Annotated in this window: 24 protein-coding genes; 15 read left to right on the forward strand and 9 right to left on the reverse strand. The window is 36.8% G+C overall.

All coding sequences use genetic code 11. The features are described from left to right. The first annotated feature begins 30 nt into the window (after positions 1 to 30). From M0214_RS09510 to M0214_RS09545, 8 genes are all read left to right on the forward strand, one after another. On the forward strand, positions 31 to 1,035 hold the full coding sequence (locus M0214_RS09510) for a sugar kinase (protein ID WP_248722332.1): 1,005 nt from the start codon (positions 31 to 33) through the stop codon (positions 1,033 to 1,035). A 299-nt stretch (positions 1,036 to 1,334) separates the two neighbouring features. Then, positions 1,335 to 2,069, forward strand: coding sequence for an energy transducer TonB (locus M0214_RS09515; protein ID WP_248722333.1), 735 nt, complete (start codon positions 1,335 to 1,337; stop codon positions 2,067 to 2,069). Positions 2,070 to 2,238: 169 nt separating this feature from the next. Beyond that, positions 2,239 to 2,667 carry a DUF2141 domain-containing protein gene (locus M0214_RS09520; protein WP_248722334.1) on the forward strand — a complete coding sequence of 143 codons (429 nt, stop codon included), beginning with the start codon at positions 2,239 to 2,241 and terminating at the stop codon, positions 2,665 to 2,667. A gap of 13 nt (positions 2,668 to 2,680) precedes the next feature. Then, a complete protein-coding gene (locus tag M0214_RS09525) occupies positions 2,681 to 3,304 on the forward strand; it encodes a M48 family metallopeptidase (protein ID WP_248722335.1) in 624 nt (207 codons plus the stop codon). Between the two features lie 32 nt (positions 3,305 to 3,336). Then, positions 3,337 to 4,680: a histidine kinase gene (locus M0214_RS09530; protein ID WP_248722336.1), complete on the forward strand. Its 1,344-nt coding sequence runs from the start codon at positions 3,337 to 3,339 to the stop codon at positions 4,678 to 4,680. 12 nt (positions 4,681 to 4,692) lie between these two features. Then, positions 4,693 to 5,022 carry a 2TM domain-containing protein gene (locus M0214_RS09535; protein ID WP_248722337.1) on the forward strand — a complete coding sequence of 110 codons (330 nt, stop codon included), beginning with the start codon at positions 4,693 to 4,695 and terminating at the stop codon, positions 5,020 to 5,022. Between the two features lie 2 nt (positions 5,023 to 5,024). Then, positions 5,025 to 5,357: a 2TM domain-containing protein gene (locus tag M0214_RS09540; RefSeq protein WP_248722338.1), complete on the forward strand. Its 333-nt coding sequence runs from the start codon at positions 5,025 to 5,027 to the stop codon at positions 5,355 to 5,357. Between the two features lies 1 nt (position 5,358). Continuing rightward, positions 5,359 to 6,114 (forward strand): LytTR family DNA-binding domain-containing protein, encoded by a 756-nt coding sequence (locus M0214_RS09545; RefSeq protein ID WP_248722339.1) that lies wholly within the window; start codon positions 5,359 to 5,361, stop codon positions 6,112 to 6,114. A gap of 1 nt (position 6,115) precedes the next feature. Here the strand turns inward: M0214_RS09545 and lpxB are convergent, their stop codons facing one another. The 3 genes from lpxB to surE all read right to left on the reverse strand — a co-directional run bounded on the left by lpxB (position 6,116) and on the right by surE (position 8,395). After that, on the reverse strand, positions 6,116 to 7,225 hold the full coding sequence (gene lpxB, locus M0214_RS09550) for a lipid-A-disaccharide synthase (protein ID WP_248722340.1): 1,110 nt from the start codon (positions 7,223 to 7,225) through the stop codon (positions 6,116 to 6,118). Between the two features lie 102 nt (positions 7,226 to 7,327). Further along, the gene (locus tag M0214_RS09555) at positions 7,328 to 7,609 is read right to left on the reverse strand and encodes a hypothetical protein (RefSeq protein WP_248722341.1); all 282 of its coding nucleotides are present in this window, start codon (positions 7,607 to 7,609) and stop codon (positions 7,328 to 7,330) included. Positions 7,610 to 7,612: 3 nt separating this feature from the next. Further along, complete coding sequence (surE, locus tag M0214_RS09560; RefSeq protein WP_248722342.1) at positions 7,613 to 8,395, reverse strand: 5'/3'-nucleotidase SurE; 783 nt, start codon at positions 8,393 to 8,395, stop codon at positions 7,613 to 7,615. A 176-nt stretch (positions 8,396 to 8,571) separates the two neighbouring features. On the opposite strand from surE, the gene M0214_RS09565 reads away from it, so the two are divergent. Then, on the forward strand, positions 8,572 to 10,722 hold the full coding sequence (locus M0214_RS09565; protein ID WP_248722343.1) for a carboxy terminal-processing peptidase: 2,151 nt from the start codon (positions 8,572 to 8,574) through the stop codon (positions 10,720 to 10,722). 7 nt (positions 10,723 to 10,729) lie between these two features. Beyond that, positions 10,730 to 11,821 carry an ABC transporter permease gene (locus M0214_RS09570; protein WP_248722344.1) on the forward strand — a complete coding sequence of 364 codons (1,092 nt, stop codon included), beginning with the start codon at positions 10,730 to 10,732 and terminating at the stop codon, positions 11,819 to 11,821. A gap of 247 nt (positions 11,822 to 12,068) precedes the next feature. Here M0214_RS09570 and M0214_RS09575 read toward each other — a convergent pair whose 3' ends face one another. The 6 genes from M0214_RS09575 to M0214_RS09600 form a co-directional block, all read right to left on the reverse strand. Continuing rightward, on the reverse strand, positions 12,069 to 12,629 hold the full coding sequence (locus M0214_RS09575; RefSeq protein WP_248722345.1) for an outer membrane beta-barrel protein: 561 nt from the start codon (positions 12,627 to 12,629) through the stop codon (positions 12,069 to 12,071). A 15-nt stretch (positions 12,630 to 12,644) separates the two neighbouring features. After that, on the reverse strand, positions 12,645 to 13,580 hold the full coding sequence (locus M0214_RS09580; RefSeq protein ID WP_248722346.1) for an alpha/beta hydrolase: 936 nt from the start codon (positions 13,578 to 13,580) through the stop codon (positions 12,645 to 12,647). A 33-nt stretch (positions 13,581 to 13,613) separates the two neighbouring features. Then, entirely contained in the window at positions 13,614 to 14,480 is an 867-nt protein-coding gene (locus M0214_RS09585; RefSeq protein WP_248722347.1) for a hypothetical protein, read from the reverse strand. A 149-nt stretch (positions 14,481 to 14,629) separates the two neighbouring features. After that, positions 14,630 to 15,622 carry a Gfo/Idh/MocA family protein gene (locus tag M0214_RS09590; RefSeq protein ID WP_248722348.1) on the reverse strand — a complete coding sequence of 331 codons (993 nt, stop codon included), beginning with the start codon at positions 15,620 to 15,622 and terminating at the stop codon, positions 14,630 to 14,632. A gap of 15 nt (positions 15,623 to 15,637) precedes the next feature. After that, positions 15,638 to 16,258 (reverse strand): ribosome biogenesis GTP-binding protein YihA/YsxC, encoded by a 621-nt coding sequence (yihA, locus tag M0214_RS09595; RefSeq protein WP_248722349.1) that lies wholly within the window; start codon positions 16,256 to 16,258, stop codon positions 15,638 to 15,640. 96 nt (positions 16,259 to 16,354) lie between these two features. Beyond that, complete coding sequence (locus M0214_RS09600) at positions 16,355 to 17,119, reverse strand: alpha/beta fold hydrolase (protein WP_248722350.1); 765 nt, start codon at positions 17,117 to 17,119, stop codon at positions 16,355 to 16,357. A 295-nt stretch (positions 17,120 to 17,414) separates the two neighbouring features. Here M0214_RS09600 and mraZ point away from each other — a divergent pair, with 295 nt between their 5' ends. The 5 genes from mraZ to M0214_RS09625 all read left to right on the forward strand — a co-directional run bounded on the left by mraZ (position 17,415) and on the right by M0214_RS09625 (position 22,577). Then, the gene (mraZ, locus tag M0214_RS09605; protein ID WP_248722351.1) at positions 17,415 to 17,882 is read left to right on the forward strand and encodes a division/cell wall cluster transcriptional repressor MraZ; all 468 of its coding nucleotides are present in this window, start codon (positions 17,415 to 17,417) and stop codon (positions 17,880 to 17,882) included. Then, a complete protein-coding gene (gene rsmH, locus M0214_RS09610; RefSeq protein ID WP_248722352.1) occupies positions 17,869 to 18,765 on the forward strand; it encodes a 16S rRNA (cytosine(1402)-N(4))-methyltransferase RsmH in 897 nt (298 codons plus the stop codon). Before mraZ ends, rsmH begins: the two co-directional genes overlap by 14 nt. Next, positions 18,766 to 19,083, forward strand: coding sequence for an FtsL-like putative cell division protein (locus tag M0214_RS09615; protein ID WP_248722353.1), 318 nt, complete (start codon positions 18,766 to 18,768; stop codon positions 19,081 to 19,083). A 63-nt stretch (positions 19,084 to 19,146) separates the two neighbouring features. Continuing rightward, entirely contained in the window at positions 19,147 to 21,117 is a 1,971-nt protein-coding gene (locus tag M0214_RS09620; protein ID WP_248724949.1) for a penicillin-binding protein, read from the forward strand. Then, complete coding sequence (locus M0214_RS09625) at positions 21,114 to 22,577, forward strand: UDP-N-acetylmuramoyl-L-alanyl-D-glutamate--2,6-diaminopimelate ligase (RefSeq protein WP_248722354.1); 1,464 nt, start codon at positions 21,114 to 21,116, stop codon at positions 22,575 to 22,577. The genes M0214_RS09620 and M0214_RS09625 overlap by 4 nt, the downstream gene beginning before the upstream one ends. Positions 22,578 to 22,596: the final 19 nt, after the last annotated feature.

A 22,596-nucleotide genomic window follows, 5' to 3' on the forward strand; every position in this document is an offset into this window, starting at 1 on the left:
GTTGATTAATAATTTTAATAAATCATATTTGTGGGACAGGTCATAACATTCGGAGAGGTTTTAATGCGTATTTCACCTCGTGGCAAAAAGAAGTTCATTCAATCTAACGTGGTTGAGTTTTTTTTTGGTGGAACAGAATTAAATGTTGGTATTTCTATTGCAAACTTTGGCGGAAAGGTTAAGCATATTAGTGTGGTTTCTGATGATTTTATTGGTGATACGGCTATTTCCTATATCAACAAGTTTGGGGTTAGTACATCTTCTATTGGCAGAACGAAAAGACCTTTAGGTGTTTATTTTTTTGAAGTTGGAGCAGTTATGAGACCCAGTACGATATCTTATAACCGGTCTCATTCATCGTTTTCAGAAATAAAACCAGAAATGGTGAACTGGCAAAAAGCATTGGCAAAGGGAGAGTGGATGCATTGGACGGGTATTACGCCGGCATTATCTAAAAATGCATTCGATATACTAAAGGCGGGTTTAACTTTAGCAAGGGAAAAAGGCATGACCGTTTCTGCAGATCCAACTTACAGAAGTGGTTTATGGAAATATGGTAAAGACCCCAAACAGGCATTAATTGAATTGTTAGAGCTTTCTACGGTCTTTATTGGGGGTATAAATGAAATGAACGAGGTTCTAGGTACTAATTATTCATACTCTAACGAAGATTTTATTGAAGCCTCCAAGCAATTAATGCAAAAGTTTCCATCTATAGAGAAGGTGTTCGATAAGATACGCACTTCTTTAAACTCCTCATGGCATAAAATAAGAGCCAGAATGTGGAATGGGGAACATTTTCAGGAAACAGAAGATTTAGATATTACTCATATAGTGGATCGTATTGGTACAGGTGATGCTTTTGCTGCAGGGTTGATTTATGGGCTTAGACGTTTTGACGATTTTAAAGCGATGAAATTCGCAAGTGCTGCTTGTGCTTTAAAACATACTTACGAGGGAGATGTTAACTTAACCACGGTAAACGAGGTTATGGGTATTTTAGACGGAAATACTTCAGGAAGATTTAATAGGTAAATTATTAAACTTTTGTCTTCGTTTTATTTTAGTTCCCGAAGTTTCAGCAAACTTTTTTTATCATTCTTGTTCGCAACTATAAAAGAGGTGAAATTCACTTATTATTCATGTTTTAGTTCGGTTAAAATAATCCACTAGTATTAAAAAAAACTTTTTCTATTCATTAAAATACTACCTTTTTAATGGAAAACACTTTGCTTAAGGTGTTGCTTTACAGTGTTTAAGGTCGGTTATTCATGATTTTGGTCATAGTTTAATACTATGTTTAATCATAACTTTAAGATATAAATTTTAGAGTCATGAAACCAAAAAAGAATCCAAACTTAGAAATTGGCCGCAATAGCAGCTTGTATTTTGCTATTGGGTTAAACTTGATGTTACTTTTTTCGTGGCAGATGTTAGAATTCAAGACTTACGAAAAAGATGTAGTATCTATTGACGTTTTAGAAATGGAGAATGAATTGGAAGAAGAAATTCCAATTGTTGATCAAATAGCAACACCTCCGCCACCACCACCGCCTCCAGCTGTAATTCAGGAGAATTTACAGATTGTAGAGGATGTAGAAGATGTTGAAGAAACCATAATCGAAAGTACTGAAACAAGTCAGGACGATGCCATAGCCGATGTTGTGGTAGAAGTTAGCGATGTTGAGGTTGTTGAAATTGAAGAGGAGGTAGAGGTAGCATTCGCTGTTATTGAGGATGTTCCTGTTTATCCAGGCTGTGAAGGGTTGTCTAAAGTTAAAACTAAGGCTTGTTTTCAAAAGAAAATACAAGAACATGTTATAAACCACTTTACTTACCCGCAATCTGCTTTAGATATGGGTATTCAAGGTCGAGTTTCAGTTTTGTTTGTAATAAACTCCAAAGGCTATGTTTCAGGAATTAGATCCAGAGGGCCTGATAGGGTCTTAGAAAAAGAGGCAGAACGCATTATTGGTCTTTTACCAAAGATGAAACCTGGCAAACAAAGAGGTAAACCTGTTAAAGTATCTTATGCAGTGCCTATCTTCTTCAAGTATCAGGAAGGTTAGGGGTGTAAATCGTACTTTATATCAATGTGGGGAAGCCAAGAGATTACAAATCTCTTGGCTTTTTTTGATGATTTACGGTTCATCTCACAAAAACAACAATTCGGTAATTCAATTTTTAAATATGTTGACTTTTGGGAGATATTTGTTTCACAATTAAAAACAAAATAATATGCAAAATCTAGCAACAATTTTTTCTTTGATAGTTCTTAGTGTGTTTCAGGCAATGTATTCTCAAAGTGAAGAACAGAATACAATTACTGTTACGATCACAAATTTCGATACCAATCAAGGAAACGCAGTAATTGGTTTATACAATTCAGAGGGTGATTTTCTGGTAAAAAGTTATAAGAGCATACACACAAACATAACAAACCATAGTTGTAAAGTGGTATTTGAAAACATTCCCGATGGTGTTTACGCTATATCCATGTTCCACGATGAAAATGACAATAAAATACTAGACAAAGGCTCTTGGGGAATACCTAAAGAAGATTATGGTTGTTCTAATAACGCTAAGGGCTTTATGGGGCCACCAAAATGGAAGGATGCTAAATTCGAGGTAAAAGGAAAATCAATAAATCAACATATAAAACTTTAAAAATCAATCAAAAATGAAAAATGTAATCATTATGGCCGTGTTGCTTATTACAGGGCTCGGACAATCTCAAAGTAATTATGAAAAAGGAATGAACAAGGCTTTCGAGCTTTGGGGGCAAGGTAACCCAACAGAAGCTGCAAATTTATTCGAGAGAATAGCCAATGTAGAGCAGGATAATTGGTTGCCATCCTATTACGTGGCCCAAATTAATGTAATTTATAGTTTTGGAGAAAAGGATAAAGATAAGTTAACGTCGAAGTTGAAAAAAGCTCAGGATTTCATTAACGACGCCACTGCTATTTCTAAAAACAATCCTGAAATCATGGTGTTACAGGCCTTGTTGTATACGGCTTGGGTAGCGCACGATGGTGCAACTTATGGCATGACTATGTCGCCAAAAGTAACCGAGATTTATGCTAAGGCAAAAGCCATTAATCCTAATAACCCAAGAGTGGTGTATTGTGAAACAGAGTGGAATATGGGGGCGGCCAAATTTTTTGGACAGGACACAGCACCGTTTTGTAAAGATTTAGAAAAAGCCTTAGAACTTTTTGCTAATTTTAAAGCTGAAACTCAATTTCATCCTAGTTGGGGAAAAGATCGCGTTGAATCGTTATTGAATTCTTGCGGACAATAACGGAAACAAATTTTAATACTTAAAATAACGAAATGAAACACCTAGTTAAAAATATAATAATCTGTTTTATAATTGGAATAACCGTGTTTTTAGCTGGGAGCTTCCTTTCTGATGGGTTTGATAATAAAAGTACCGAAGAATTATTGCTAAGCTTTGTGCTTTATCAACTTTACTCGTTCGTTATCGGGTTTTCCAACATGTATTTTTTCGATTATATGAATAATCGCTTTTGGAAGAAAAATGAAACCGTAAAGCGTATTTTAATAGGAGTTTTTGGTGCAACTTTAATTACTCTAGCGTGTTTGTTTGTTATGAATTTGCTGGTCGCTGTAAGTTTAAGAGGTTGGTCTGTTCAGCAGTTTTTATCAAATCAATCATTTGGTAATTATGAATTTGGTCTATGGGTTACGCTCATTGCTTTATTAATATTCCATGCTATTTATTTTTATAATAGATATCAACAAAACAGAATAAAAGAGCAAAAGGTAATTGCTGGTACCGCTAGTGCTAAATTCGATGCTTTAAAGAATCAGCTAGACCCACATTTTCTGTTTAACAGTCTAAATGTTTTAACTAGCTTAATTGATGAGAATCCAGATAAAGCACAAGATTTTACAACTTCGTTGTCTAAAGTATATCGTTATGTTTTGGAGCAAAAAAATAAGGAATTAGTTTCTGTAGATGAAGAACTGCAGTTTGCCAAAACTTACATGTCTTTGTTAAAAATGCGATTTGAAGACAGTATTGTTTTTAACATGCCAGAAAAGGCTATCAATCCAGAAAGCAAGGTGGTGCCTTTGTCGCTTCAGTTATTGTTAGAGAATGCAGTTAAGCATAATATGGTTACCTCTAGTAAACCATTGCACATAAAGATTTTAGAAGAAGATGGGTATTTAATAGTTCAGAATAACCTACAGCCCAAGCAAATAGTGAAAAAGAGTAGCGGTGTCGGCCTAAGTAATATTATGCAGCGCTACGACTTATTAACCACAAGAAAAATAGATATCAATAAAGAATCAACTAAGTTTTCGGTAGCTATACCGATACTTACAAAACAAATATCGGTTATGAGACCAAAATCATCAAATGAAATAGACGACAGTTATTTGCGTGCTCGAAATCACGTAGAAGAGCTTAAAGGCTTTTATTATAGCCTAGTATCATACATTTTTGTAATTCCTTTTTTAGCTTTTATCAATTATAAGACCTATTGGAACTTCCAATGGTTTTGGTTTCCCATGTTAGGTTGGGGAATAGGGTTGGTGTTTCAGGCCTTCAGAGTTTTTGTAAACGATGGTGCCTTTGGAAGAAACTGGGAAAAACGAAAAATTGAACAGTTCATGCGAGATGAGGAATCATCATCTCGATGGAATTAAAAAAAACAACTTATGAGACGATTAGAAGAAACAAATACAGAGGATAGATTTAGAAAGGAAGATGCTTATTTAAGAGCTCAAAAAAGAATAAAGGAGCTTAAAGGTTTTTATGCCCATGCTTTTTGGTACGTGGCCGTTAATATTTTTATTTTCGTGACTATCGGTGCGAATTCAAACTGGAACGTTTGGCACTTTGGTACCTTTGCGACACCTATATTTTGGGGTATTGGCTTAGCTTTTCATGCCCTTGGTGTTTTTGGAAAGAATTTATTTTTCAGTAAATCTTGGGAAGAGAGACAAATCAAGAAGTTTCTCGAAGAAGATGAAAGGAGATTGAATTGACCATGGCATCCAAAGAGGATATAAACAAGTATTCCAAAGCTAAAGAGCGGGTTAAACATGTTAAAATGTTTTATTTGCATTTGGTGGGGTATTTTATAGTTGTAGTACTTTTGTTGTACAATGTTTATATTTTAGGAGAAAACAACCCATACAAAGATTTCTTTCTATGGTTTAATTCCATCATAATTATAGCTTGGACGGTTTTTATCATATTGCATGGTAGGTGGGTGTTTAAAGGCAAAACATTTTTCTCTAAATCATGGGAAGACAAGAAAGCTCGTGAATTTTTGGAAAAACAAAAAGATAAAGACGATAATACAAAAATTTGGGAATAACATGAGAGTCATAATTATAGAAGATGAAAAACCATCGGCAAGACGTTTGCAACGTATGCTCGAAAAGTTAAATATTCAAGCCGAGACGATGCTACATTCTGTAGAGGAATCTTTGTCTTGGTTTCAGGAGAACGAACATCCCGATTTAATTTTTTTAGATATTCAGTTAAGTGATGGATTGTCCTTCGAAATTTTTGAGGCCATAACCATTAAATCGGCTATAATTTTTACCACTGCCTACGATGAATACGCACTTCAGGCCTTTAAGCTCAATAGTATCGACTATTTACTTAAGCCTATTGATTCTGAAGATTTAAAAACCGCAGTCGATAAGTATAAGGAGCGTTCTCCAGAAAAACAGGCTGTGACTTTAGATTTTTCGGATATTAAGAAGCTATTGGTCAATCCTATAGATAGGGAATATAAGAAGCGATTTTCTGTAAAAGTCGGGCAGCATTTAAAACTCATAAATGTTGACGATATTGAGTGTTTTTACAGTGAAAACAAAGGCACTTATTTACATACTGCTGAAGGTAGAAATTATCTTTTGGATAAAACTTTAGACCAACTCGAGGACGAGCTGGAACCTCGCTCATTCTTTAGGATAAACCGAAAATTCTATGTGAATATCAATGCCATTAGGGATATGGTAAGTTACACCAATTCAAGGTTGCAAATTAAATTGAACTCTTACAAAGAGCAAGATGTTATTGTGGCGAGAGAACGTGTAAAAGATTTTAAATCTTGGTTGGAATAAGTTAAGAAAGCCCCTCGTAAATCAATGTCGCTGTTTTTTCACTAGCACCTTTACCTCCAAGCGCTTTTTCGAGTTCGTAATAATCTTCAAAAAGCTTTTTTCGATTTTGGGTGTCCAGAATCTTTTCTAATTCTAACTTTAAGTTTTTCTTGTTGAAATTATTTTGAATGAGTTCAGTGACAACTTCCCTGTCCATTATGAGGTTTACAAGTGAAATAAACTTAAGTGTAATAATGCGTTTAGCAATATGATAGGAGATGGCACTGCCTTTGTAACAAACCACTTGAGGTACTTTAAACAAAGCGGTTTCTAGAGTTGCTGTCCCCGATGTTACCAAGGCTGCATGCGATACACTCAATAAATCATAGGTTTTGTTTGGTATAAACTTAACATGGTCTGTTGTAATGAACTGCTCATAAAAACTGTAGTCTTGGCTTGGAGCGCCACCAATAACAAACTGATACGTTGGGAAATCATCCACTAAACTTAACATGACCGAAAGCATTTTCGTTATTTCCTGTTTTCGGCTTCCTGGTAACAATGCTATAATGGGTTTATCGCTTAAGTTGTGTGTTTTTCGGAATTCGTAATCATCAACTTGTACTCTATCAGAAATGGCATCAATTAAAGGATGGCCAACAAATTCGGTATGATAACCGTATTTTTTATAAAATGGTTTAACAAAGGGAAGGATAACGAACATAGCATCTATATCGCGCTTAATAGCTTTGACCCTGCTGGCTCTAGATGCCCAAACTTGAGGTGAAATATAGTAATTGGTTCTAAAGCCCTCGGCTTTTGCCCATTTTGCAATACGTAAATTAAAACCAGAATTATCGATAAAAATAACAACATCTGGCTCGAATGCCTTGATGTCATCCTTGCAAAAAGAAATGAGTTTAAATATTTTTCTGAGGTTCATAATCACTTCAGAAAATCCCATAAACGCACGTTCTTTGTAATGTTTAACAAGGGTGCCGCCAGTGGATTCCATGAGGTCGCCTCCCCAAAAACGAATGTCGGCATGAACGTCTTGGCGATATAAAGCCTTCATAAGGTTAGAGCCATGTAGGTCTCCGGAAGCTTCTCCTGCAAGTATATAATATTTCACGTAATGCTAAGTGTTTTTGGTTTTAGGGTTTACTTCTCGTTTAAGAAATGAATTGGCTATTAAAAATTGAATTTGATAAGGCATTAATCAAATCGATAGTATTTAGAACAATTTAAAAACAAAAGTAAAAACTGCAATAAAAACAGTGATTAATAGTACGCCTCTAGCTCTATAATCTTGCTTTTTCTTTATAAAAATAAAAAAGGCTATTAAATTTAAAACAGCACCCAAACTAATTAGTTTTCCTAAAAAACCCTCATCGGCTGCAGCTTTAATTACGGTTGTAAAATCATCGCCGTTTCCCAGTAAGGAAGCTGTTGCTATCAAGCCAATAGCATTGGCTACCAAACCAACAAAAATACCAATAAAAATGTCCTTTTTCATATATTAATTAGGATCGTTAAAGTTCCAATTGTTAATTGTTTTTATTGCTGAATACGCTGTTAAATCGAATTGGGTGGGAACCACAGAAATATATCCGTTTTCTAGGGCGTATTCATCGGTGTCTTTACCGCCATCGAGATTTACGAATTTACCACTGAGCCAATAGTAATCCTTACCCGTAGGGTTTACACGTTTATCAAAAGCTTCCACCCAGTTTCCTCGTGCTTGTCTGCAAACCTTTATGCCTTTGATATCCTTTTCAGGGATATTCGGAATGTTAACATTAAGTACGGTGTCTTTGGGTAGTTTGTTATTTAAGACCTCTTTAGTGATCCTCTTAACAAAGGCTTCCGAAGCCTGAAAATCAGCATCCCAAGAATAATCTAGCAGAGAAAAACCAATAGCAGGAATCCCTTCTATACCGGCCTCTACAGCTGCGCTCATTGTGCCCGAATAAATAACATTGATTGAGGCATTAGAGCCGTGGTTAATACCAGATACACACAGGTCTGGTTTTCTGTCCAATAGTTCCCTAATGGCCAGTTTTACGCAGTCTGCTGGGGTTCCAGAACATCGGTATTCCGTTTGTGGGCCATTATCGATGGTAACCTTATTAACATAAAGAGTAGCATCTACAGTAATGGCGTGCCCCATACCACTTTGCGGACTGTCTGGTGCAACTACGACAACATTACCAATAGTATTCATTATGTTTATTAAAGTTCTAATGCCCGGGGCGTTGATGCCGTCGTCGTTAGTCACTAGAATAAGGGGTTTTTCTGTCATGACCTGAGTGATAAAAACACCGCTAAAATACATAATTTCACAAGGAAACCCTTGTTTTCTCTCCTTTAACAAAAAATTAGGGGGTATTTGCCGATGTTGGCATAGTTTTTTCTTTATTTTAGTGAATTATTACTATTTTTAATAGGACGCCAAAAAAACTATTGATGAGAAAAATTATGAAAAGGAATTATAAAGTTCTATCATTACTGCTGCTCTTAGCCTTTGCCTCGTGCAGTTTTACCACAAAAACATTCGATAACCCAGATAAGGATAAATTACTCGTTCAAATAATAACTTTTGTTTTGGAGCGTGGTCATTTTGATCCTATAGCTATGGATGATTCTTTTTCTGAAAATCTGTTTCAGAATTATATAGATGTAATGGATCCGTTAAAGCGCTATTTCTACGAATCGGATATTAAGGATTTTGAAAAATACAAGTACACGTTAGATGATCAACTAAAGGCAACCGATGTTACTTTTTTCAATATCACATACGATAGACTTGAAAAACGCATTGAAGAAGCTAAAGAAATTTACAGAGAAGTATTTTCTAAACCATTCGATTATACTATCGATGAAACTGTAGATACAGATTACGATAAGCACAGTTTTGCCAAGAACAAAAAAGAGCTCAAAGACCGTTGGAGAAAGCATATGAAATTCGGTACCTTGTCTAATTACGATGACATCAAAATAGAGGAAAAGCAAAAGAAAGAAAAGGACCCTTCTTATGTGATGAAAAGTGATGAGGAAATTGAAAAACAAGCAAGGGAAGCGGCTTTTGAGTCTATAGAAAGTATCTACAGTGATGTTATTGATGATTTAAAAAGAGAGGATAGATTTGGAATCTACATAAACACCATAGTTGAAGAGTTTGATCCTCACACCTACTATTTAGCTCCAAGAAACAAAGAGGCTTTCGATATGGATATGTCTGGGAAGTTAGAAGGTATTGGTGCCAGACTTCAGAAACGAATGGATTACATTAAAATTGTGGAATTGATTTCTGGAGGGCCAGCATGGAGAAGTAAGGAGCTTGAAGTAGAAGATGTTATTCTTAAGGTGAAGCAGGAGGATGAAGAATTCCCAATCGATATTGTTGGTATGCGCATTAATGATGCTATCAAATACATAAAAGGGCCTAAAGGCACAAAAGTAACCTTGACCATAAAAAAAGTAGACGGTACTATCAAAGACGTTACCATTGTTAGGGATGTTGTGGAGTTGGGTGAAACCTACGCTAAATCATCGGTGGTAGAAAAAGATGGGAAGACATTTGGGATTATTAATCTACCGAAATTTTATGTCGATTTTAATGACTACAAGAACATAAACGCAGCGCAAGATGTAAAAAGAGAAATTGAGCGTTTAAAAGAAGAGGGCATGGAAGGTCTTATCCTCGATTTAAGAAACAACGGAGGAGGTTCTCTGCCAACCGTAGTTGATATGGCTGGTTTATTCATCAAAGATGGACCTATTGTTCAGGTGCGTTCTACGGGTGCCAATAAGGAAGTTTTAAAAGATAGAGACCAGTCCATAACATGGGATGGACCTTTGGTGATTTTGGTTAACGAAATCTCGGCATCAGCATCCGAAATTATGGCCGCAGCCATGCAAGATTATAAAAGAGCTATTGTTATAGGCGGTGAACAGACTTACGGAAAAGGGACCGTTCAAAGTGTTTATAACTTAAACGAGTTGGTGAGAAGCAGTACTAACGGAGATTTAGGAGCCTTAGCCTTCACCATTCAAAAGTATTACAGAATTAATGGTGGCTCTGTACAGTTAGAAGGTGTGAAAAGCGACGTGAAAGTGCCTGGTCGTTTCAGTTTTATTGAAGTGGGAGAGAAGGAAAAAGACAATCCGCTACCTTACGATGAGATTACTGCTGCAGAGTACACACCATGGGAGTATTATTTCGATTACGATGCAACTATCAAGAAAAGTAAGGCACGTATGAGCCAAAACGAACAGTTAAAACTTATCGAGGAAAATGCAAAATGGGTAAAAAGTAAGATTGATGAAGCTAAAACGGTTTCCTTGAATTATAATACTTTTAAAAAGGAGCAGGAATTGGAAAAAGAAGAAGGTAAGCGTTTTGATGCCATTTCTAAATATACCACCAATTTAAGTTTTAGGTCTCATGCCTACGAAAAAAATCTGTTTACTCAAGACACAACCGATTTACAAGAAAAGCGTGAGCGTTGGCATGAAAGTTTAGCAAAGGATGTTTATGTCGAAGAAGCCGTAAATGTATTAGAAGATTTAAAAACTTCTTACCCAATAGATAAAGTTGCATCCACAAAAGAAAAAATGAAAAAATAGTTGGTTTATGTCTAAGCCAAACTCATTGAGATATTTAGCGCTCCAAAAGTTTAAAAAAAACTTTTGGGGCGTTTTCAGTTTTTACTTTCTGATTTTGGTAGGTTTTATTTCTGTATTTGCCTATGTGATTGCGCCAGATAGTTCCAGGCACGCTAACCAAATGCATTTGTCCATTCATTCTAAAAAGCCAGGGTTTACGGTAACTATGTTAACCATACCTTCGGGGTTGGAGGAATCGCAAAGTTCATTTAATAAGTTTTTCTTTGGAAGGAAGAATGCCGACACCGAAGTACCTATTTCCAATTATACAGTTAAAAATAACACGTTATTATACACCGAATACGCGGCCGATGGCCTTAAAGGTCTAGATAAGGTAGTAGCGCTCTATAGGTTTCCCGGTGAAAACGTAAACGACTTTGTAGAGGAGAAAACCTTCCTTTTTGGAACCGATAAATATGGTCGGGATTTGTTAAGTAGGGTGTTGGTTGGTGCTAGGATTTCATTCTTTATTGGATTTGTAGCTGTGTTTATTTCCTTGTTAATAGGTATTTTAATGGGGAGTCTTGCTGGTTATTTTGGTGGTAAGGTAGACGCCATAATCATGTGGCTTATAAACGTAACTTGGTCCATCCCAACATTGTTATTGGTTATAGCCATAACATTAGCCCTAGGCAAAGGATTTTGGCAAGTATTTATTGCTGTTGGCTTAACCATGTGGGTTGAGGTTGCTAGGGTAGTCCGCGGACAAATAATAAGCACTAAAGAAATGCAATACGTTACCGCTGCAAGAGCATTAGGGTTTGGAGATTTTAGAATCATTACTAAGCATATTCTCCCCAACATTATGGCGCCGGTAATTGTAATATCGGCAGCGAATTTTGCTGCAGCTATTTTGATAGAAAGCGGACTCAGTTTTTTGGGTATTGGTGCCCAACCACCCATGGCCAGTTGGGGCGCCATGATTAAAGATCACTACAATTATATCATTCTTGGGAAACCGTATTTAGCCATTATTCCTGGGCTTTGTATTATGAGTTTAGTTATGGCTTTTATGCTTATTGGTAATGCCCTTCGGGATGCGCTGGATGTTAAAAGCTAACACCATTCCTGCGAAAGCAGGAATGTGTTAAACTTAATGGAGGTTTTGGCTTATGATTTTCCTGATTTTAGGACACGCCTTTTGCTCTCGTCTTTTTAGAGGGGAAACTCAAATTCTATTGTAAGGTGACTTTTTTTCTCCTAGCGGGGAGGATGAACGAACTTAAGCAGATGGTTCAAGGTTTGCGATTCAATAATTTCCGAAGTCACGTCTTTGGGTTTACAGCGTTTTATAATAAACTAAAGTGCTATTTTAGTTTTAGGGAAAACCCTATTGTAGCTATGCCTGTTTTTTGTTCCACATTAGGGTGGTAGTAGTAATTAAGTGCTAAATTTATATTGTTCTTTGGGCCGAGTTCCACACCTACAGAGGCGGGAATGTGATAAAAGAGTCCTGTTTTTTTAATGGATAGCTTTGCGGAAATTGTTTTAAAGCTCCCATAAGAAGCTCCTATACCAATTTCGAAATAAGGAGCAAACCATTTGAGAGGGGCTTTTATTCTTGTTTTGCCACCAATTAATAAGGTTGTCATTGTGGCTGTTTCAATAGGGCCATCTTGTATAAGGTCATCAGAATTAGATTTAATAGCCATAAGAGAAAAGTACGGCCTAATGTCTATAAACTTATTTAATATGTGCTTGTATTCTAATTGAATATTTCCACCATGGTTATATTCCTCGCCTTCATAGGGTTGGCTAAATGCATACCCGATGTTGATACTGAAATTATTTTGTTTGTTAGGTGATTCGTCTTGAGCTTGGCTAAAGTTGGTAAAGATTAAAAGCAGGAGAGGTATAAAATATTTCATTAAAAAAATAAGAGGTTAGTTGTTTATGAACTCAGTGATAGTTTCAATTAGTCCCTCCACCAAAGGCAGTTTTGGATTGCTATAGGTTTGTAAATTTTGGATTCTATCTATTTTGGCAGGTTTTAAAATATGGTTCATGTCTTCAAAAATATGTTTTCTCGCCTTTTTATTGGCGTTTGCTAAGGCGTGGGCATGCGATGTGTCTACTTGAATATCGGTAGTGCCTTGAATAATTAGAATATCTTTATCTAGTTTAGAAATTTCATCCTGCGGATTGTATTTAAACCACGAGATTAAATAAGGTTGAACGCTAGGTCTAAAAATGGCATGTAACATGGGCGGGACCTCAGTTACGTTTTCACCGTTTTCTATTTTTTTAATAATAGCTATGGTTTGTTCTAATAGCATAGGTGCTTGCGCTTTTATTTGGTCTTGAATAACCGTGCCCGCTGAAACACTAACTCCAGCAACAGAAATAAATTTATCTACAGCTTCTTTTTGGGAAGCAATCATACCAATCAAGGAGCCTTCACTATGGCCTATAACAGTGATGCTAGAAAACCGAGCGTCTTTTTTTAGTAGGTCAATCCATGCCTTAACATCGTCTACATAATGCTCAAAGCGTAAATCACTTTCTTTTAATCCTGCGTTTTTGCTTTTAGCTATACCTCGTTTGTCAAACCTAAGGGAAGCAATGCCATTATCAAACAAGCCTTCGGCTAGCATTTTTAAGGAATTATTGCTCATCATGGGGTTGTTGCCATTTCTATCGGTAGGGCCAGAACCAGCAATAATTAATGCCACGGGAACTTTGGTGGTGCTATGTGGCGCCATGAGAGAACCTTCAATATTGCCTGTTTTTGTTTCAAGGGTAATAGGTGCTTCGGTGGTTTGCGCGAAAGCAAAGCTATTAAATATAAGTAGTGTAAGTAGTAGTGTTTTGGGTTTCATTTTTGTTTTTTCAAGTTTGTTGGCAAACGTTTTTTATTTCTTTAATTTACTCCATATTTCAATTTGTACTTTATTTCCTAAGTACAGTTCCTCATATTTCTTTTTTACTCCATCGAATTCGTCAGAAATTAATTTACAAAGGTTAGAAGTCAAGATTGTATTAATTGACAAAACAGTCATTGATTCCTCTAGTGTTGACTTTTTGTTTTTATAAATATAATTGTACTGTCTATCACTAATATGTTCTCCATGAGCATGGTTTGAATATAAATTCCACATGTCATTGATTCGGTTTGAGTCGATTCCACTTTTTATTAATATATCTTTAGTAGAATTGAGTTTAGCATGTCTTGGATTTAAGTATTCTTTTTGTTGTTTTTCAGTTGCATTTTGGAATACTTGATAGCTTTTTATCTTATCACCAAGAACTGAAATGTCACTTTGAATTTTTTTCTTTTTAACCTCGTTTTTTTTGAAAACAACCGGGAATTTATTTTGTTTTTGAAGACCATGTAATTTGTAAATGTCATATCTGAAATCCTTTTCTGTTTTTTCTAATTTATCAAAGAAGAGGTAGTACATGATAGAAAATGACTCTATTTGCATTCTGGTCAAAGCAAATACCGAAAACAAGTCTGTAATCTCTATTTGTTTATTAATTAAAAAAAACCGATTGCCCTCTAACAGTTTTTTAATACTTTGATTTGCTATGCTATAACGAAAAAATTTGTTTTCAATTTCTGCATGGTGATATTCAATTTGTACTTTATTATCGAAAAGGCCTTGTGTCAGGGTAAAAAGAGAATTTGTTAGAATATCAAAATGCTTCAAACGAGATTTGATATTATCTGTTTTAAAAGCTCGATAAATTTCTAATAAATATGGTATTCTCTCTTTCATCAAATGTTTACCGACATGTTTATACGTAAACCAATTACCTCTTTAGATCTCCATATTGGTCGGATATACCTAATAATCATGATGACGTTTGGATATAGTCAGCTTCTTCAAATGTATCAATTATTTCTTACTTTTCGCGTAGTAAAACCCTAAAACGAACTATTATAAATCTCCAAGATAATCTCAGAAGCATTTTTAGCGCTTTCTCCAGAAATGATGGGGGCTTTTCCGGTAAGGATAGCATCGACAAAATCGTTAATTAAAAACTCGTGGTTGGTGGTGTCTTCAACCGTAGCAGTAGCGGCGCCGGTGTGGGTGTTGCCGTCTTGAGATTGTGTTGTTGGATTTTCTAATCCTTCCATATCCCAATGGGTAATCACATCGTTTTCAAGAATTAAGTAGCCTTTACTGGTGTAGATTTCCATTTTGGCAGGGAAGCCAGGTTTGGTGGCGGTAGAGGCGGTAATGGTACTGATCATGCCATTGTCATGGGTGCAAATAGCAACACCGTGGTCTTCGACTTCAATATCGTGGACAAATGTGCCAAGCTTGCTTACAATTTTAAAAGGTTTGCCAAAATACCAATAGTATAAATCTATGTAGTGGGAGGCCTGCTGCACAAAAGGGCCGCCGCCATCAATGGCTTTAGTGCCTCGATAAGGTGCAGCATTGTAGTAGCTATCGTCTCGGTAGTTTTTAACCGATAAATCCACAGAGAAAATTCTACCTAATGTGTTGTTTTCTATAAGTGCTTTCACTACGGGATTGTCTGAACTATAACGACGTTGATAAGCTACACCTAAAAGCACTTGGTTTTCTTTACAGATGTTAATCATGTTATCCATAGCCGCAATAGTGACATCTAGGGGTTTTTCACAAAAGATGTGCTTTCCTAATTTGGCCGCTTCAATAGCAGTTTCGTGATGCAGTCCTGGAGGTGTGCAAATTATAACGGCATCAAAGTCTGTGGTAACCTCGTTTAAGGATGCAAAGGCAGGTAGGTTTGGTTGTTTTGTAGGAGCTTTTAAACGTTTGGAAACAGCAGCTACAATTTCGGCATTAGCGATGTTTTGAATAGCAGAAACATAGGTGTTGGCAATGTTGCCCGAACCTATGATTACGAATTTAATTTTGCCTTGCATACTTTTTTGTGTTGCTTAATTGGTAGGATTGTTTTCTTGGTTCATGTCGTTGTTTAAACCATCTATAAACTCTAACAGCTCGTCCTTACCTATGCTCTTAGAAGATGAGGTGATAAAATAGGTGGGCATGTCCTCCCACGTTTCCAATAGAATGGATTTGTAAGCTTCCACATGGTTTTCTATAGCTTTGGGTTTTAATTTGTCGGCTTTTGTAAAAATAATGCAAAACGGAATACCGTTTTCGCCCAGCCAAGTCATAAACTCTAAATCTATGGGTTGGGGTTTATGTCTAATATCAACTAGAACAAAGCCGCAAACCAATTGCTGGCGCTTGTTAAAATATTGCGTAATAAACTTTTGAAATACCTTTTTTGAGGATTTTGAGACCCTGGCATAACCATAACCGGGCAAATCAACCAAGTGCCAATTCTTGTTGATTAGAAAATGGTTAATGAGTTGGGTTTTTCCTGGTTTCCCCGAAGTTTTTGCCAAACTCTTTCTGCCTGTGAGCATATTTATAAGTGAGGACTTACCAACATTACTTCTGCCAATAAAAGCGTATTCGGGTAACATGCTTTTAGGGCATTTAGCAACATCAGAATTACTTACTACAAATTCGGCGGACTTAATTTTCATTGCTTTGTCATTCCTGCCTTTCGACTACGCTCAAGATAAACTGCGGCGGGAATCTCTTTTTTATGGGTTTACAGTTTTGTTTTTCGGACTTCTGTTTTATAACCCTCTCTCGGTAAGCCACTTTTCCATGATAACATTGAACTCATCGGGGTGTTCCATCATAGCGGCATGTCCGCATTTGTCAATCCAAAATAAATTAGAGTCTGGTAACAGTTCATGGAATTCTTCGGCGACCTCTGGCGGTGTTACATTATCATTTTTTCCCCAAATAATGCAAGTTGGTGTATGCATTTTGGGTAAATCTTTGGCCATGTTGTGTCTAATGGCACTTTTGGCAATGGCTAATGTTTTTACCAATTTGTTACGGTCGTTTACAGTTTCGTAAACATCGTCGACAATTTCTTTGGTAGCCACTTCTGGGTCGTAAAATACCTCTTGAGCCTTCTTTTTGATGACTTCGTAATCACTGCGTTTAGTATATCCGCCACCCATGGCACTTTCGTAAAGCCCTGAACTTCCGGTTATTATAAGTGCTTTTACTTTTTCAGAATATAGTTTAGTATGATATAAGCCTATGTGTCCGCCGAGTGAATTACCCAATAAGATTACCTTGTTGAAACCTTTAAAATTAATGAAATCATAGAGGTATTTGGCAAAGCTTTTTACGTTGGTCTTGAGTAGAGACATGGTGTAAATAGGAAGTTCGGGTATAATTACTTGATACCCTTTTTGGCTAAAATGATTTATAACAGCATCGAAATTACTTAAACCGCCCATAAGTCCATGTAGAACAATGATTGGCGTGCCTTCTCCTGCTTCAATATAACTGTAATCGCCTTCTTTTCTTAACCTGTGCGTCATTAAATAGTTAGTCGTTTGCTAAAAAACAAATATAGTTATTTCATTCATATTTCTACAATCATATTCTCTTAGCTGAAAGATTTCTTAAAAACGGAAATGTTGATAACAATTTGGGACGACTCTGTCTCATGGTAATGTTTTGATTATTAGTGTTTACTGATGTTTTAAGGTCTCGATATGTGTCTGTGAATGCATTTAATCGAAAAATTATTAACAAAGTGGTATAAAGTGGTAAAATGTGGTAAATTTTTCAATATATTTGGATTTCATAAGAGGGAAACCTAACAACCAACGTTTGAGCTTTTTAACAGGAACATATGAATGTAAAGTGGATGCCAAAGGCAGGTTAATGATGCCGGCGCCACTTAAAAAACAAATGGCTGCATTACTAGCTGATGGTTTTGTGTTGCGTCGTTCGGTGTTTCAAAAATGTTTGGAGTTGTATCCCGTTGCAGAGTGGCAGGTGTTGATGCAGAAGATGAATAAGCTCAATAGATTCAAGAAAAAGAATAATGATTTTATAAGAAGGTTTACAGCGGGGGTGAAGATGGTAGAGGTCGATGTGAACGGTCGCTTATTAATTCCTAAAGACTTAACGGTATTTGCCAATATCTCGAAAAACATCGTGGTGGCTTCGGCTATCAATATTATTGAGATTTGGGACAAAGACCTGTACGAGCAAGCGATTGATGATGCTGCGCTCGACTTTGCCGACTTGGCAGAAGAGGTTATGGGGCAAGACGATGACGATGGAATATCATAATCCGGTACTGCTAAAAGAAACGGTTGACGGTTTAAATATTAAGCCGGATGGTGTTTATGTGGATGTGACTTTTGGAGGGGGTGGTCATAGTAAAGAAATATTAAACAGGCTTGGTGAAAACGGAAAGTTGTTCGCTTTTGATCAAGATGAAGACGCTCTTAAAAATACGATTGATGACTCAAGGTTTGCATTGATAAATGAAAATTTTAGGTATGTAAAACGCTTTTTACGCTTGCATGGCGTCAGGCAAGTGGATGGGGTGTTGGCCGATTTTGGTGTGTCCTCTCATCAGTTTGATGTTCCGGAACGTGGTTTTTCTACGCGTTTTGAGGCTAAGCTGGATATGCGTATGAATCAACAGAGCGATTTGTCTGCTTATCACGTGATGAATGAGTATGAGGAAGAGCAGTTGGGACAGGTTTTTGCTCAATATGGTGAATTACGACCAGCACCTGCTATGGCAAGGTTGATTGTTGCTCATAGGCAAAATGAACCAATTGAAACCAGCGAGCAATTGAAAGTCGTGCTTCGAAAGTTTTTACCGCCAAGGCACGAGAATAAAGTCTTAGCAAAAATTTATCAGGCTATTAGAATTGAGGTGAATCAAGAAATAGAAGTGCTTAAAGAGTTTTTGTTGCAAATGCCAGAGCTCTTGGTGCAAGGAGGTAGGTTGAGTTTTATCTCTTATCACTCCTTAGAGGATCGATTGGTAAAACGTTTTATAAGAAACGGCATGTTTGAAGGGGAGCCAGAGCGTGATATGTTCGGGAATTTTGAGGTGCCACTGAAAAAAGTAAACGGACTTATAGTGCCTTCGGAAGAAGAGATAAGTGTCAACAATAGGGCGAGAAGTGCAAAGCTCAGAATAGCGGAGAAGTTATAGATGAAAAAGCGGATATATAGCATATTAAAAGGTACGTTTTTGGTAAGTGATGATTCGTTTAAGAATTGGAGGTTCATCCTTTTTATTTCGGCTTTGTCAATAATCATGATAGCAAGTTCGCATAGCGCAGATAAAAAAGTATATGAAATCGCAAGATTAAAAAATGAAGTGAAAGAAATTCGGTCCATATTTTTAGAGGGGCGCACCAGATTGATGCGGCGCAAAATGGAATCGAATGTCATTAACATAATGAAAGAAAAAGGAATATCGCCATCGGTGATTCCACCAAAAAAAATAAAAGTAAAATCACAAAACTAAACAGGGGCATTGGCAGTTAACGAGAAAAGCATATTAAACCGACTCTACTTTATATCTGGCTGTATGTTTGTCTTCGGGCTTGCCGTAGTCTTCAAGCTTCTGAGTATCCAGTTTTTAGAGGGTGATAAATATAAAGCGCTAGCTGAAAAACGTGTTGTGAAAGACGTTGTGATTCCGGCTAACAGAGGTAATGTGTATTCGGTTAACGGTAATTTGTTAGCAACCTCTATTCCTAAGTATGATATTAGAATTGACGCCTTAACATCTTCAGAAAAGAATTTTAAGGAAAACTTAAAACCGTTGGCTGATTCGTTGTCAAAATTCACTGGAAAATCTTCAGGGTATTATCAAAAAGAATTGAGAAAAGCACGTGCTAATAAAAATAGGTACTACTTACTGGCAAGAGACATTGGCTATTTGGATTATGTGAGAATGCGACAGTTTCCGTTGTTGAGGCTTGGAGCTTTTAAGGGTGGGTTGATTGTTGAGCAAAATGAACAGCGAGAGCGCCCCATGGGAGGAATTGCGCAAAGAACCATAGGGTATGAGCGTTTTGATGATAAAGGAAATGTTACGCGTCCTGGAATTGATGGTGCCTTTGGAGTGAAGTATTTGCGAGGGCTAAATGGTAAAAGGAAGATGCAGCGTATTGGCAAAGGACAATGGAAACCGTTAAGTGATGCTAATGAAATTGAGCCTAAAGATGGCTATGATATTTATACAACCATAGATGTTAATATACAAGATATAGCGCATCATGCACTTTTAAAACAGTTAGAAACTTATAAAGCTGAGCACGGGTGCGTGGTTGTTATGGAGGTTGAGACCGGTGAGATAAGAGCGATTTCAAATTTAGGAAGAACCAGTAAAGGAACCTATTACGAAAAGCTGAATTATGCGGTTGGGGAATCGCATGAGCCAGGTTCAACATTCAAATTGATGGCGATTGCTGCTGCGCTTGAGGATAAGGTGATCGATACCAGTGACGTCGTAGATACCGAGAAAGGTGTTTTGACTTTTTATGGTAAAAAGGTTAGGGATTCTAAATGGGGTGGTTACGGTAAAATTTCAATTTCTGAAGCTTTTGAAGTGTCTTCCAATACTGGCGTAGTGAAGGCTGTTTATAATGCTTACAAGAATAAGCCCGAGAAGTTTGTGGATAGGTTATATGCTATGAATTTGAACGATACGCTTCAAATTCCAATTATAGGTGAGGGGAAACCAGTAATTCCTGATCCGAGAATTAAAAATGGAAAGTGGAGCGGAATTGCTTTGCAGTGGATGTCTTACGGGTATAATGTGAGGTTAACACCCTTACAATCGCTAACATTTTACAATGCCATAGCTAATGGTGGCGAAATGGTAAGGCCAAGGTTTTTAAAAGAGGTTAAAGAGTTTGGCAAAACTATAGAGTCTTTCGATAAGGAGGTTATTAATAAGCAGGTTTGTTCAAAAGAAACGGTTAGCAAATTGCAGAAGCTACTTAAAAATGTAGTGGATAAAAAGCATGGTACAGGTCATAGGTTATATTCAGAAAATTTCTCAATGGCTGGGAAAACCGGAACCGCTCAAACTGAATATTGGATGCAGGATTGGGCTGAAAACAAGCGCTACGTGTCTTCCTTTACAGGATATTTTCCTGCTGAAAACCCAAAATATTCTTGTGTAGTTGTTATTCATAAACCCGATACCAGTGTTGGGTATTACGGGGCAGATGTGTCTGGGCCTGTTTTCAAAAGAATCGCACAGAAGATTTATACCGATACCCCTATGATAGATGCTGTCGAAACTTTGGAAATCAAAAAAGCTTCTGTAGAAAAGGAGTATGAAGGTTACTACGATTTAGCTCAAAAACACAAAACCATTATGCCAAATGTGGTGGGGCTTCCTGCTATGGATGCACTTGCCCTGTTAGAGAATATGGATGTGAATTTAAATGTGAGGCTTCAGGGTAGCGGTACGGTAAAAAAGCAATCAATCAACAAAAATATCAAGCTAAGTGATAATCAAACTATCGTGTTAATAGCATCGTGAAAGTACTAAAAGACATATTGTACAAGGTTTCTATAAATGCAGTTGTTGGCGATACAAGTGTGTCCATAAACGCTGTTCATTTTGATTCTAGGCAGATTGCTGAGAATGACTTGTTTGTTGCAATTAGCGGAACCGTTGTAGATGGTCATGACTATATAGGAAAGGCGATTGAGCAAGGCGCTTCTGTTATTCTTTGCGAGACCATGCCTAGGGTTTTGGAGGAAGGTGTGACTTATGTTGAGGTTGATAATTCCAATAAAGCATTGGCAGTTTTAGCTTCTAATTATTATGGGTCTCCTTCTGAAAATTTAAGGTTGGTGGGTGTTACAGGGACTAATGGGAAAACCACTGTGGCAAGCCTGTTGTATCAGTTATTCAAAAATGCGGGCTACAAGGTTGGTTTATTGTCTACGGTTAAAATCTTGGTTGATAATAAGGAATATAAGGCTACACATACAACACCAGATTCTTTGACTATCAATAAATATTTGAAGGACATGAACGCCGAAGGTGTGGAGTTCTGTTTTATGGAAGTGAGTTCTCATGGTATTCACCAATGTAGAACTGAGGGCTTGGTTTTTGAAGGTGGCATTTTTACAAATCTATCTCACGACCACTTAGATTATCATAAAACGTTTGCGGAATACAGGGATGTGAAAAAGGCTTTTTTTGATGGGCTTCCAAAAGGGGCGTTTGCTTTAACAAATGCCGATGACAAGAATGGTGCTATCATGTTGCAAAACACCAAGGCCAAAAAATATACATATGCTTTAAAGAGTTATGCGGATTATAAGGTTCAAATTTTAGAGAACCAATTGGGTGGCTTGCTTTTAAAGGTTGATGATAATGAGGTTTGGACAAGGCTAATTGGGAATTTCAACGCTTATAATGTATTGGCAATTTATGCTACTGCGGAATTATTAGGCCTTGAGAAATTTGAAATATTAAGGTTGGTATCTGAATTGGAGAGTGTAAGTGGGCGTTTTCAGTATTTGATTTCAGATGAAAAAATCACGGCTATAGTCGATTATGCCCATACGCCAGATGCGCTTAAAAATGTGTTACAAACCATCAATAGTATTAGGACTAAAAATGAAGAGTTGATTACGGTTGTTGGTTGTGGTGGCGACCGTGATAAAACCAAGCGTCCTAAAATGGGACATATCGCCACAGAACTAAGTACTAAAGTAATTTTTACTAGTGATAATCCGCGAAGCGAAGACCCTGAAGAAATCTTAAGAGATATAGAAAAAGGGGTTGAGCCACAAAATTTTAAAAAATCATTGACCATTTCAGATAGAGCGCAGGCTATTAAAACGGCCTGTCAGTTGGCGCAACCTAATGATATCATTTTGATAGCAGGTAAAGGACACGAAACCTATCAAGAAATTAAAGGGGAACGTTTTGATTTTGACGATTTTAAAACAGTACAGGAATATTTAAAACAATTGCAAAAATAAAACAGTCACCCTGAGCGCA

The organism is Seonamhaeicola sp. ML3 (genome assembly GCF_023273855.1).
Taxonomy (GTDB): domain Bacteria; phylum Bacteroidota; class Bacteroidia; order Flavobacteriales; family Flavobacteriaceae; genus Seonamhaeicola.